The following is a 12,521-nucleotide window of genomic DNA, read 5'->3' as shown; positions in this document are numbered from 1 at the left end:
CGTCGACCGCGAGGAGACGGTCAACGGCCGCAACCGGCGCTACTTCAGGATCACCGACGAGGGCCAGGCGCTGGTCGAGGCCGAGGCGAGGCGCATGCACGAGGCCGCCCAGCTCGTGCTGCGCCCCAGCACATGACCGCCACCTCGCCCCAGCCCACGACCGCACTCGAACGCCGCTACCGCAGGCTGCTGCTGGCGTACCCGAGGAAGTACCGCGCGGCGCGCGGCGACGAGCTGCTCGACGTCCTGCTGGAGTCGGCCGACCCCGGCAGGACGGTCCCGGCGCTCAGGGAGGCCTGGGGCCTGCTGATGGGCGGCGTGCGCAGCCGCATCGTCCACCTGGCGACGGGCAGTGCGTGGCAGGACGGCCTGCACCTGGGCATCACGGCCGTGGCGGCGGCGAACCTGGCGGCGTTGCTCCCCTACACGGGCACGATGCCGCTGTGGACGCTGCTGTCGGCCCTCGCCCTGCTGGCCGTCCTGCGCGGACGGCTGCCGGCGGCGTTCCTGCTCACGCTCGTCACGGGCGCGAAGGCGGTCGCGCTCGCGGGCGGCTGGCAGGTGTTCGACCTGACGCTGATACCGGTGCACCCGTCGTTCCTCACCGACCGTGCCCTGTTCGCGGACAGCGACCCCTTCGCCGTGGCCTTCGCGCACGCGGTGGTGCTGCTCGGGCTGCTGGTGCTCATGTCGAGAAGACGGCGGGCGCCACGGACCCGGTCATGGTGGTGGCCGGCGGCCGTGGTGGCCGTCGCGTGGGCGGGCCCTCACTGGATGGAGGAGGGCACGATATTCCAGCTCAGCCTGAGCCGGATGGCGGTGGAGACGGCGGCGCTCGGACTGGCCGTGGCGGGCTGCTCCCTGGCGCGCGACCACCGGTGGGCGCTCGCGTCGGGCATCTACCTGCTGGTGACATCGGTCGAGCTGAGCGTGAACGCCGATCTGCTGACCAGGCAGCACCTGGCCTACTGGGGCGTGCTGACCGTGCTGACCCTCGGGGCCGCCTCCGCGCCGTTCCGGAGGCGGCGGCACTGCCTGGATTGACCATACTCCGTTGAACGGAGTATGGTCAATCGCCATGACGAGGAAGACGCTGCCCGCTGCGCTGCTCGCCCTGGCCGTCCTCTGTGGCTGCGGGGGCGCCGCAGAGAGCGCCGCCCCGCCCTCTCCGGGCGCGGGGGCAGCCAAGGACAAGAAGCCCCAGCTCGAAGCGGCCAAGGCCGACTGCATGAAGCAGAAGGGCTTCCAGTACGTCCCGTACGTATATCCGGAGCCGAAGGAGGACGAAGAGGGGCGCCGCCGGATGGCGGGCGACTACCAGGCGATGCGGAAATTTCGCGAAAAAAACGGGTTCGGGGTTTTCGCCATGCACGTCTACCCCAAAGAGCTGGGCAACCCTCAGGTCAAGCCCGATGACCCCGGCGAGGTCAACCCCAACTGGAAGATCCAGTCCTCGCTCTCCAAGGCCCAGCTGCAGGCGTATCGGAAGGCGATGGGGGCCTGCGAGATCACGACGGCCAACCAGCTCCTCGGCCTGGATCTGAAGCAGGGCACGGACTTGATGAGGGAGATGTCCAAGGCCTCGAACCGGGTCGTCAGGACCACGGTCAACAGCGACCCCGAGCTCGTGGAACTGGCCGCCGCCATGGCCACGTGCCTGAAGGGCAAGGGCTACGCGATCGCGGACGCCACGCCGAAGAGCATGTCGGACCGCGGCCACAAGGAGTTCCTCGCCCAGGAGGACAAGCTGGGCAGAGCGCAGATGGACGATGTGCCCGACGTCGCGCCCGCGCCCAAGGAGGACGAGGCACCGATGATCTACGCGCCGACGCTCACCCCTGAGCAGGCCAGGCCGTATCTGGCCAAGGAGGTCAAGGCCGCGCTCGACGACCTGGAGTGCGGCAAGGACTTCTACCCCGCCTATCTCCCGAAGGAGTCGGCGATCAGGCAGCAGGTCAACGAGCAGTACGGCATGTGAATGAAGCAACGCAGGCTCCTCGCCGGCACCATCGCCGGCGTCGTGCTCGTCGCCGGGGCGGGGTGGGCGGTCAGCACCCGGCTGCGCTCCCCCGCCGACGAGGCGGCCCTCCGTGCCGCGCCCAAGCCCTCGCTCGTCACCGCCGCCGTCGAGCGCCGCAAGCTCGTCAGCACCGTGGTGGTCAGCGGCACGCTGGAGTACGGCTCGCCGCTGCCGATCAGCCTGGCCGGGGTGGTCGGCGGCACGTCCGAGCTCCAGCGGGCCACCCGCGCGCCGCGCCGGGGCAAGCTCAAGGAGGGCGCGGTGCTGATGGAGGTCAACGGCCGCCCGGTGTTCGCGCTGCGCGGTTCGGTGCCCATGCACCGCACGATCGCCCCCGGCACCAAGGGGGACGACGTCCGGCAGCTCCAGCGGGCCCTGCGCCGTCTCGGGTACGGCGCACCCGTCACGGGCGTGTTCGACCGGGCCACGGTCGCGGCGGTCACCAGGATGTACACCAAGAAGGGGTACGAGGCCCAGCAGCCCACGCTGGTCGACCGGCAGCAGTACGACACATTACGTAAGGCCGTACAGACCGCTCAGGAGACCCTGGCGGCCGAGCAGAAGACCCTGGACCAGGGGCGTGACGTGCGCCCGTTGAAGATGCGGCTCGCCCACTCGAAGGCGGACCTGAAGTCGGCGGAGCGCGCCCTGGCGGAGGCCGAGTCGCGGGAGCTGACGCCCGAGGACGAGACCAGGCTGGCGGCGGCGGACGCGGCCGTGCGCGCGGCCGAGGAGAAGCTCGCGGAGGCCGAGCAGGCACTGGCCGAGGCCAGGAAGCCGCCCACCTCGGGAGCCACCGCCACACCGCAGCCCACCACCACACTGCAGCCCACCGTCACACTGCAGCCCACCGCCCCCGCCGACACGAGCCTGCTGGAGATGAAGGTCGAGAACGCCAGGGCGGACCTGGCGGCGGCCCAGGAGGCGCGCGGGCGGGCCATGGAGGAGGCGCGGCAGGCCAGGGACAAGCAGCTCGAGGAGCTGCGTAAGGCCGTGCGTACCGCGAAGGAAGCCAGGGCCACGGCCGAGCAGGCGCTGCGCCAGGCCAGGCAGCTCTCCCCCACCAGGCTCAAAGTGGCCGGCGCCAGGAAGGACGTGGCGGCGGCCAAGGAGATGCTGGCCGAGTTCGCGCGCACGTACGGGACCTCCGTCCCGCCCGGCGAGGTGGTGTTCCTGCCGAAGCTGCCGGCGCGGGTGGAGAAGGTGTCCGTGAAGCCGGGCCAGCAGGTCGAGAAGGAGATCGCCACGGTCACCAGCTCGGCGTTCGCGGTGACCGGGTCGGTCGATGCGGCGGAGTCCGACCTGCTGCGCGTGGGCATGGCGGCGAGCATCGAGCTCGACAGCGGCAAGACGTACAAGGCGACACTCACCGCCGTCGGCGACCAGGCCAGGATGCCCGGCGCCGAGGAGCCCGCGGCCGGGGCACAGCCCGTCCTGCTCACGCCCGCCTCGACGAAGGGGCTCAAGGCCGGGACCTCGGTGACGGCGCGGGTGACGCTGGGGGCGACCGAGAAGCCGGTGCTGGTCGTGCCCGTGGCCGCCGTGGTCACGACGGCGGACGGGAAGGCGCGGGTGCAGGTCGAGTACGCCACCGACAAGACCAAGGAGGTCGAGGTGCGTACGGGCCTGACCGCCGACGGGAACGTCGAGGTCACCGGCGCGCTCCAGGAGGGCGACCGGGTGGTGGTCGGCAGTGCCTGAACCGGTGATCTCGCTGGTGGACGTCGGCAGGGAGTTTCCCGCGCAACCGCCGGTCCGCGCGCTCGACGGCGTCACGCTCCGGGTGGACAGGGGCGACTACCTGGCCATCGTGGGCCCGTCGGGCTCCGGCAAGTCCACACTCCTGAACGTGCTCGGTCTGCTCGACCGGCCCAGCTCGGGCAGCTACCGGCTGGACGGCACGGAGACCACGACCTTGCGCGACGGGGCCAGGACCAGGTTGCGCGGCGACCGGATCGGCTTCGTCTTCCAGGCCTTCCACCTGCTCTCCCACCGCAGCGTGGTGGAGAACGTCATGCTCGCCGAGATCTACCGGCGTCAGGGGCGTAGGGGCAGGCGGGAGCGGGCCCTGGCGGCGCTGGAGCGGGTCGGCCTCGGCCACCGGACGGGATTCCCGCCCGACCGGCTGTCCGGAGGCGAACGCCAGCGTACGGCCATCGCCAGGGCCCTCATGGGCGAGCCGTCGCTGCTGCTGTGCGACGAGCCCACCGGCAACCTCGACAGCCGCAACACGGAGGCGGTGCTGGACCTGTTCGACGAGCTGCGGGGGCAGGGGCTGACGATCGTGGTCATCACGCACGAGCAGGAGGTCAGCCGGCGGGCCGGGCGGCGCGTGCGGATCACCGACGGCGTGCTGGTGGAGGAATGATGCGCGCCGGCGGCTCCGGCGGAGAGGTGGAGGAGTGATGCACGTGCGCGACCTGCTCGGGGAGTCGGTGGTCGGCATGCTCGCCAGGCCGGTGCGCTCGGCGCTCACCACGCTGGGGACGGTGCTCGGCATCACCACGCTGGTCATCACACTCGGCGTGGCCGCCACCGCGGGCAACCAGATCGTGGGGCGCTTCGACGAGCTGGTGGCCACGGCCATCACGGTCGAGGTGCCGGAATCGCCGCAGGCTCCGCTCGTCGAGTGGACCGCGATCGACCGGCTGACCAGGCTGCGCGGCGTGGAGTCCGCCGCGGCGGTGGCCGAGTCGAAGGACGGCGCGAACGTGTTCGTGCGCTCCAACGACATCGTGGACCCGACGAGGGTCACCACGCAGTCGCTCAGCGTGCTGGCCGCGACGACGGGGCTGCCCGAGGCGGCGCGCGGCAGGATGGTGGCAGGCAGGTTCTACGACGTCGGCCACATCCGGCGGCGCGACCGGGTGGCGGTGATCGGCGACCAGGCGGCCAAGATGCTCGGCGTCACCCGGCTCGACCGGGCACCGGCGATCTTCATCGGCAAGCACGCGTACACGGTCATCGGGATCCTGGGCGACCTGCGCCGGGAGCGCAACCTGAGTACCGCCGTGCTCGTGCCGCCCACCGTGGGCAGGCAGTTCGGGCTGCGGGACGTCACCAGGGTGCTGGTCAACACGAGCCTGGGCGCCGCCGGGCTGATCACCCGCCAGGCGCCCGCCGCGCTCAGCCCGGGGAGCGGCGACATGTTGCAGGTGGTAGCCCCGCCCAGCCCGACCAGGGCACGTGACAAGGCGCAGGACGACGTCAACGCGCTCTTCCTGATCCTCGGCCTGGTCTCGCTCGTCGTCGGCGCGGTCGGCATCGCGAACGTCACGCTCGTCACCGTGATGGAGCGCGTGCCCGAAATCGGCCTGCGCCGCGCGCTCGGCGCCGCCAGGCGGCACATCGCGGCCCAGTTCCTGCTGGAGTCGACGCTGATCGGGCTCACGGGCGGCGTGATCGGCGCCGCCCTGGGCATCGTCACGGTCGTCGCGGTGTCGGCCGCCAAGCAGTGGACGCCACTCCTGGACCTGCGGCTGGCGGTCGGGGCCCCGGTCGCGGGCGCCGTGGTGGGCCTGCTGGCCGGGCTCTACCCGGCGCTGCGCGCGGCCCGGATGGAGCCCGTGGACGCGCTGCGCTGAGCCGGGTGCGCAGGTCACGATCGAGAACACCGGCGGCAAGACCCTGGAAGGCTGGAGCCTGCGCTGGTCGTTCCCGGTGGTGACGGCCAAGGCGCTGGGCTGGAACGGCAAGATCAGACCGGGGCAGAAGGTGACGTTCGGCTTCAACGGCACCAACGCCTCCGGCCCGAACCCGGCGCCCGAGGTGTTCCACCTCAACGGCGCGCGCTGCTCGTAACGGCATAGCGGCGTAGCGGCGGTCCCCTGGGCGTTGCGGACACTTCGTTGAACGGAATACTGTCGTCCCCATGCCCAGGGGAACCTCCGAAGTCAGCGAGCCGATGTACTTCGTGCTCACCGCCCTCCGCGCGGGCCCGCTGCACGGACACGCGATCAGCAACGTCGACCGCGAGGAGACGGTCAACGGCCGCAACCGGCGCTACTTCAGGATCACCGACGAGGGCCAGGCGCTGGTCGAGGCCGAGGCGAGGCGCATGCAGGAGGCGGCCGCCCTGGTCCTGCGCCCGTCCGGCGCATGACGACGCCCGCGGGCCCTCTCGAACGGCGTTATCGCAGGTTGTTGCTGGCCTATCCGCGCGCCTACCGGCGGCAGCACGGGGACGAGCTGCTCGACGTGCTGCTGGAGGAGGCCGCGCCGGGCCGCAGGGTGCCCGTGCTCAGGGAGGCGTGGGGGCTGCTGGTCGGTGGGGTGCGCAGCCGGATCGCGCACCAGGCGACCGGCAGCGCCCGGGTGGGCGGGCTGCACCTGGGCGTGACGGCGGTCGCGGTGGTCAACCTGGCCGCGCTGCTGCCGTACGCGCAGGAGCTGCCGCTGTGGACGCTGCTGTCGGCGCTGGCGCTGCTGGCGATCCTGCGCGGCCTGCCGCGTACGGCGTTCGGGCTCACCCTGCTCACCGGCGTGAAGGCGGTCGGCCTCGCCGCCGGCCGGCAGTGGTCCGACGTGACCCCGCTGCCGGTCTACCCGAACGCGCTGTCCGGCCAGGCCCTGTTCGAGGGCAGCGATCCCTTGCCGGTGGCGGCCGGCTACGCGGTCGTGCTGATCGGCCTGGTGCTGGTGGCGTCGGCGCGGCGGCCGGTGCGGGCCAGGTCGTGGTGGTGGTGGGCGGCGGTGCTGCCGGTGGCGTGGGCCGGGCCGCAGTGGATGAGCGAGGAGACGGCGTACTCCATCAGCCTGAGCCGGATGGCCGTGGAGGTGGCGCTGTTCGGCCTGGCGGTGGCCGGCGGCTACCTGGCGCGCGACCCGCGCTGGGCGCTGGCCTGCGGGGTCTATCTGCTGGTGTCCCTCGGCGACCTGGCCTTCCATGCCGAGCAGCTCGGCCGGCAGCACCTGGCGTACGCGGGCATCCTCGGCCTGCTCGGCACGGCCGCCGCGTTCGTGCCGTACCGGCAGCGGCGGCACTGCCTGGATTGACCATGCTTCGTTTAACGGAGTATGGTCTCCGGCATGCTTAAGACATCCCGTCTGGCCCTTGCCGTGTCCTTCTCGGCGGTCGTGCTCTGCGGCTGCGGGGGCGCCGCCGAGAGCGCCGGCACCGTGACCGCCGCGAGCCAGAGCCAGAGCCAGAGCCAGAGCGCGAGCCCGGCCGCCGCCAAGGACAAGCGGCACCAGTTCGAGGCGGCCAAGGCCGACTGCATGAAGCAGAAGGGCTTCAAGTACGTCCCGTACGTCAAGCCGACCGAGCCCGCGGACGAGGAAGAGCGCAAGCGCGATTCCGGCGACTACCAGGCGATGAAGAAACATCGCGCGAAGTACGGCTTCGGGGTCTTCGCCTCGCAGGCCTACCCCAAGGAGGTCATGGGCCCGGGCACGACCATGCCGCACCCCGACCCCAACATCAAGATCGCCGGCTCGCTCTCCCGCGCCCAGCTCGAGGCCTACCACAAGGCCAAGGACGCGTGCGTGGCCGCGGCGGGCAAGGAGGTGCTCGGCCTGACCATCAAGTCGAACATCGACTATTTCAGCCAGGTCACCCTGGCGCACAAGCGGGTCAAGGCGGCCGAGCTCGACGGCGACCCCAAGCTGGTGGAGCTGGCCGGGGCCATGGCCACCTGCCTCAAGGGCAAGGGCTACAAGGTCAGCGACACCAAGCCCACGGCCATGGGCAAGCGCGGCGTGAACGAGTTCCTGGACCTCCAGGACCGGCTGGCCGAGCAGCAGGAGGGCGACAAGCCCATGGGGCCGAAGATGACGAAGGACACCAAGCAGGTCCAGATGGTGCCGTTGACCCCGCAGCAGGCCAAGCCGTACATGGACAGGGAGGTCAAGGCCGCTCTCGACGACCTCGAGTGCGGCAAGGACTTCTACGCGGCCTTCATCCCGAGGGAGACGGCGCTCCAGCGGCAGGTCAACGACCAGTTCGCGTTCTGACCGGCCCCTCATGAAGTCCCCACGCAGGCTCCTCGCCGGCGTCGTGGCCGGCGTGGTCGTCATCGCGGGCGCCGGCTGGGCGGTCGGCGCCCGGCTGCGCTCCCCCGCCGACGAGGCCGCCCGCCGCGCCGCGCCGCCCGCCTCGCTCGTCACCGCCGCCGTCGAACGCCGCAAGCTGGTCAGCACGGTGGCGCTGAGCGGCACCCTGGAGTACGGCTCCCCGCTGCCGATCACCCTGGCCGGCGCGGTCGGCGGCGCCCTCGGCGGCGCCGCGGAGCAGCAGCGGGCCACCCGCGCGCCGCGCAAGGGCCGGATCGCCGAGGGCGCGGTGCTGATGGAGGTCAACGGCCGCCCGGTGTTCGCGCTGCGCGGCACGGTGCCGATGCACCGCACGATCACCCCCGGCAGCGAGGGGGACGACGTGCGGCAGTTGCAGCGGGCCCTGCGCAGGCTCGGCCACGCCGCCCCGTCCACGGGCGTCTTCGACCCGGCCACGATCGCGCCGGTGACCAGGATGTACGCCAAGAAGGGGTACGAGGCCCAGCAGCCCACGCTGGCCGACCGGCAGACGTACGACACGCTGCGCAAGGCCGTGCGCACCGCCGAGGAGAACCTGGCGACCGCCAAGCAGGCCCTGGACCAGGGGCGCGACGTGCTGCCGCTGAAGGTCAGGCGCGACAACGCCGCCAAGGACCTGAAGGCGGCGCGCGCCGCGCTGGCCGAGGCGGAGTCCCGCGAGCTGACGCCCGCCGACGAGGCCAAGCTGGCGGCGGCGGACGCGGCCGTGCGGGCGGCCGAGGAGCGGCTGCTGGAGGCCGAGCAGGCCCTGCGCGACGCCCTGACCCGGCCGGACCCGCCCGCGACACAGCCGACGACACAGCCGACGACACAGCCGACGATCGGGCCCACCGGAACGCCGACCGCCGTCCCGACGGCCACGGCCGCTCCCCGGCCCACCGCGACCGTCGACACCAGCCTGCTGGAGCTGAAGGCCGACCACGCCAGGGCGGACCTGGCGGCGGCCCACGAGGCGCGCGACCTGGCGCTCCGGGAGGCCGCCGAGGCCAGGAAGACCCGGCTGGCGGAGCTGCGCAAGGCCGTGCGCACCGCGCGGGAGGCGGCGGTCGGCGCGGAGCAGGCGCTGCGGCAGGCCAGGCAGCTCTCCCCCGCCCGGCTGAAGGTCGCCAACGCCAGGAAGGACGTGGCGGCGGCCAAGGACCTGCTCGCCGAGTACGCCCGCACGTACGGGGTCTCGATCCCGCCGGGCGAGGTGGTGTTCCTGCCGAAGATGCCCGCCCGGGTGCGGAAGGTGTCGGTGAAGCCGGGGCAGCGGATCGAGGCCGAGGTGGCGACCGTGACCAGCTCGACGTTCACGGTGAGCGGGTCGGTCGAGGCGGCCGAGTCGGAGCTGCTGCGGCCGGGCATGAAGGCCGGCATCGAGCTGGACACCGGCCGGACGTACCCGGCCAGGCTCACCGCGGTCGGCGAGAAGGCGAAGGTGCCCGGCGCGGAGGAGGTCCCGGCCGGCTCCACGCCGGTGCTGCTCACACCGTCCTCGGGCAAGGGGCTGCGGGCCGACCAGGCGGTGACCGTGCGGGTGACCGTGGGGGCGACCGAGAAGCCGGTGCTGGTCGTGCCGGTGGCCGCGGTGATCACGTCGGCGGACGGGCGGGCGCGGGTGCGGGTCGAGTACGCCCAGGACAGGATCCGGGACGTCGAGGTCCGCACCGGCCTGACCGCCGACGGGAACGTCGAGGTCAGCGGGGCGCTCAAGGAGGGCGACCGGGTGGTGGTCAGCGATGCCTGACCGGCGCGCTCGTGGCCGGGGCGAGCCGGACCGGGCCGTCATCGAGCTGACGCGGGTGTCCAGGGAGTTCCCCGGGCAGCCGCCGGTGCGCGCCCTGCGCGAGGTCTCGCTGCGCGTGGATCAGGGCGACTACCTGGCCATCGTCGGCCCGCCGGGCTCCGGCAAGTCCCCGTTGCTCAACGTCGTGGTGCTGCTGGATCGCCCTACTTCCGGTAGTTACCTCCTGAACGGCGTGGAGACCACTACGCTGCCGGACGGAGCCAGAACCCGGTTGCGTGGCGACCGGATCGGTTTCGTCTTCCAGTCCTTCCACCTGCTCTCCCACCGCAGCGTGGTGGAGAACGTCATGCTCGCCGAGGTCTACGGCAGGCGGGGACGCAAGGGCAGGCGGGAGCGGGCCCTGGCGGCGCTGGAGCGGGTCGGCCTCGGACACCGGGCCGGCTTCGCGCCGAACCGGCTGTCCGGGGGCGAGCGCCAGCGCGCGGCCATCGCCAGGGCCCTCTTGGGAGGCGCGTCGCTGCTGCTGTGCGACGAGCCGACCGGCAACCTCGACAGCCGCAACACCGAGGCGGCGCCGCTCGCTCGGCGCGGCACATCGCGGCCCAGTTCCTGCTGGAGTCGACGCTGATCGGGCTGACCGGCGGCGTGATCGGCGCGAGCCTCGGGGTGGTCGCGGTCGTCGCGGTCTCGGCCGTCAAGCAGCGGACACCGCTGCTCGACGTGCGGCTGGCGCTCGCCGCGCCGGTCGCGGGAGCCCTGGTCGGGCTGCTGGCCGGGCTCTACCCGGCGCTGCGCGCGGCCCGGATGGAGCCCGTGGACGCGCTGCGCTGAGCCGGGTGCGCGCTGCGCTGAGCCGGGTGCGCTCTGCCGCAGGGGATGCGCGAGCGGCCGGCCGGGCGCGCGGAGCGTGAGCCGATCGGGGGGCGATTACGTCAAAGGGGCATGAGGATGTGGCGAATCGTGCTCCTGGCCGGGCTCGTGCCGGCGCTGAGCACATCCATGGTTCCGGCGCAGGCGGAGGTCGCGCCGCGGCAGGTGCTCGTGGAGCTGCGCAAGGAGGGCGGCTTCGCGGGGCTGAACGACCGGGTGACCGTCTACGGCAACGGGTGCGTGCGGCTCAGCCGGCGTACGGGGCCGACGGTCGGCAAGTGCCTGACCGCCAAGGAGAAGCGCAGGCTGCGGGGCCACCTGGGGCACCTGAAGCTCGGCCGGTCGCAGCGGGCTCCGCAGGGGGCGGACTTCATCAAGTACACGCTGGCATACGGCAAGCGGCGGGCCGGCGTCTACGACCTGCCCCCGACGTGGCGGCCGGTGGTGCGCGAGCTGGACAAGATCATGGAGAAGTACTGGGCCCCGGACTGACGGCAGGCCCGGCGGGCGAAGCGGGAGGCGGTGCTGGTGCGCTTCCTGTCGGTCGTCTACGGCGGCTGACTGCCCCTGATCACGCGGCCGAGGAGATGGCGATGCCCAGGCACATCTCGTCGCTGGTGCCCTCGCCCCAGACGACGTAGCGGGGCGGGGTGTCGCGCAGTTGCGGCAGCAGCGCGCGCAGGCCGGCGTCGTGGGTGCAGGTGACGCGTACGACGTCGCCCTTGGCGACCTTGACCGGGGCGGGCAGCGGCCGCAGCGACTGGTCGTCGAAGTTGTACGCGGGCACGTCGAGGAGCGTCCTGGCCTTCGGGGTGCCCGGGTTCAGCTCGACCTTGATGGCCCGGCCGAGCAGGTGCATGTGGCCCGCCAGCGCGTGGACCGTGAAGGGCGACCTGACGGGCACGTCACAGTGCTGGGTGGCGCCCGGCCGGACCGGGCCGCAGTACTTCTCCAGCAGCTTCACCTGGGTCCTGCTGTCCTCGCCGAACCGCCTGCCGACGTCCTTGACGGCCGCTTCCCTGTCGCACAGCGGGCCGGACTCGCGCGGCGTGCAGGGCAGCTCGACGGGGGCGAAGAACAGCGCGGTCTCCAGGGGCTCCAGCCGCCGGTCGGTGACCCGCAGGCGGATGCCGGAGCGGTCGGTGCCGGGCTCGCCCCGCACGCCGAGCAGGTTGTAGTGCACCTGCATGATCAGGCGGCTGCCCGGGGGCAGGTCGTAGCCGTACTCCGGGTCGAGCAGCGTCTCGTTGGTGCCCGGGGCCCAGTGCGCGACCCAGGAGGCGTCGCCGATGCCGGCGTCGCCGAAGCAGGTCCAGCCCTGGCCGGGGGTGCGCTCGTCGTGGCGGCGGGCCTGCTCCACCTGCTCGGGGCGGACCCTGAAGAAGATCGCGTGGTGCACGATCTCGGTGTTCTGCGGCTGGAACTGGGCACCGGTGAGGGACACGCGGCCGGTCAGCCCCGGGTCGACGAGGAAGCAGCGGTAGTCGTCGGTGCCGCCGTTGGGCGGCCCCGGCTCGTACGGCCGGGGCATGGTGAGGTTGACGAACCTCTCACCCGGGCGCAGCGGGGTGGCCGCGGGCGCCGGCCGCCCGGTCCGGTGGGCCGTGTGGCCGGACTCCGAGGGCGTCGGCCGGCCGGTCCCGTGGGCCTGGTGTCCGGATTCGGCTGGGGCGGGCGGGGCGGCGGGCGAGGGCGCGCCGCAGGAGGCGAGCAGGACGGCCGCGACCACCAGGGCGGCCGTGCGGGCAGGTCTGTTCATGCCTTCCACACTCGCGCGGGAAGGGCCGGCCGGCATCCTTCCCCGGGATGCTTCGCATACTTCCCGGGGATGACCCCGATCATCACACCCAGGTCGCTGCCGGGACCGCCGGG

14 protein-coding genes are annotated in these 12,521 nt (G+C 72.8%); 13 read left to right on the top strand and 1 reads right to left on the bottom strand.

All coding sequences use genetic code 11. The features are described from left to right. Positions 1-132 precede the first annotated feature (132 nt). From IO39_RS50225 to IO39_RS03575, 13 genes are all read left to right on the top strand, one after another. A complete protein-coding gene (locus IO39_RS50225; protein ID WP_052422402.1) occupies positions 133-1,044 on the top strand; it encodes a hypothetical protein in 912 nt (303 codons plus the stop codon). Between the two features lie 34 nt (positions 1,045-1,078). Next, complete coding sequence (locus IO39_RS03630; protein ID WP_043615641.1) at positions 1,079-1,978, top strand: hypothetical protein; 900 nt, start codon at positions 1,079-1,081, stop codon at positions 1,976-1,978. After that, complete coding sequence (locus IO39_RS50220; RefSeq protein WP_052422401.1) at positions 1,979-3,721, top strand: peptidoglycan-binding protein; 1,743 nt, start codon at positions 1,979-1,981, stop codon at positions 3,719-3,721. Continuing rightward, positions 3,714-4,388, top strand: a complete 675-nt coding sequence (locus IO39_RS03615) for an ABC transporter ATP-binding protein (RefSeq protein WP_043615638.1) — start codon at positions 3,714-3,716, stop codon at positions 4,386-4,388. Before IO39_RS50220 ends, IO39_RS03615 begins: the two co-directional genes overlap by 8 nt. A gap of 37 nt (positions 4,389-4,425) precedes the next feature. Further along, entirely contained in the window at positions 4,426-5,604 is a 1,179-nt protein-coding gene (locus tag IO39_RS03610; RefSeq protein WP_043615918.1) for an ABC transporter permease, read from the top strand. A gap of 19 nt (positions 5,605-5,623) precedes the next feature. Continuing rightward, complete coding sequence (locus IO39_RS52225) at positions 5,624-5,821, top strand: cellulose binding domain-containing protein (protein WP_281199905.1); 198 nt, start codon at positions 5,624-5,626, stop codon at positions 5,819-5,821. Positions 5,822-5,891: 70 nt separating this feature from the next. Beyond that, positions 5,892-6,122 (top strand): hypothetical protein, encoded by a 231-nt coding sequence (locus tag IO39_RS03605; protein WP_043615635.1) that lies wholly within the window; start codon positions 5,892-5,894, stop codon positions 6,120-6,122. Next, the gene (locus tag IO39_RS03600; RefSeq protein ID WP_157547859.1) at positions 6,119-7,015 is read left to right on the top strand and encodes a hypothetical protein; all 897 of its coding nucleotides are present in this window, start codon (positions 6,119-6,121) and stop codon (positions 7,013-7,015) included. The genes IO39_RS03605 and IO39_RS03600 overlap by 4 nt, the downstream gene beginning before the upstream one ends. A 33-nt stretch (positions 7,016-7,048) precedes the next feature. Beyond that, on the top strand, positions 7,049-7,972 hold the full coding sequence (locus tag IO39_RS03595; protein ID WP_157547857.1) for a hypothetical protein: 924 nt from the start codon (positions 7,049-7,051) through the stop codon (positions 7,970-7,972). A gap of 10 nt (positions 7,973-7,982) precedes the next feature. Next, positions 7,983-9,779 (top strand): hypothetical protein, encoded by a 1,797-nt coding sequence (locus IO39_RS50215; protein ID WP_052422399.1) that lies wholly within the window; start codon positions 7,983-7,985, stop codon positions 9,777-9,779. After that, complete coding sequence (locus IO39_RS03585) at positions 9,772-10,407, top strand: ABC transporter ATP-binding protein (protein WP_084772194.1); 636 nt, start codon at positions 9,772-9,774, stop codon at positions 10,405-10,407. Before IO39_RS50215 ends, IO39_RS03585 begins: the two co-directional genes overlap by 8 nt. A gap of 17 nt (positions 10,408-10,424) precedes the next feature. After that, positions 10,425-10,610, top strand: coding sequence for an ABC transporter permease (locus IO39_RS52220; RefSeq protein WP_043615624.1), 186 nt, complete (start codon positions 10,425-10,427; stop codon positions 10,608-10,610). 117 nt (positions 10,611-10,727) lie between these two features. Continuing rightward, positions 10,728-11,141 carry a hypothetical protein gene (locus IO39_RS03575; RefSeq protein WP_043615621.1) on the top strand — a complete coding sequence of 138 codons (414 nt, stop codon included), beginning with the start codon at positions 10,728-10,730 and terminating at the stop codon, positions 11,139-11,141. A gap of 79 nt (positions 11,142-11,220) precedes the next feature. Here the strand turns inward: IO39_RS03575 and IO39_RS03570 are convergent, their stop codons facing one another. Continuing rightward, positions 11,221-12,408, bottom strand: coding sequence for a monooxygenase (locus IO39_RS03570; RefSeq protein ID WP_043615618.1), 1,188 nt, complete (start codon positions 12,406-12,408; stop codon positions 11,221-11,223). Positions 12,409-12,521 lie beyond the last annotated feature (113 nt).

The sequence above is a fragment of the Nonomuraea candida genome (assembly GCF_000725485.1).
In the GTDB taxonomy this organism is placed as follows: domain Bacteria; phylum Actinomycetota; class Actinomycetes; order Streptosporangiales; family Streptosporangiaceae; genus Nonomuraea; species Nonomuraea candida.
Note: the sequence above shows the minus strand (reverse complement) of the source record. Positions and strands in the feature narration are given on the sequence as shown.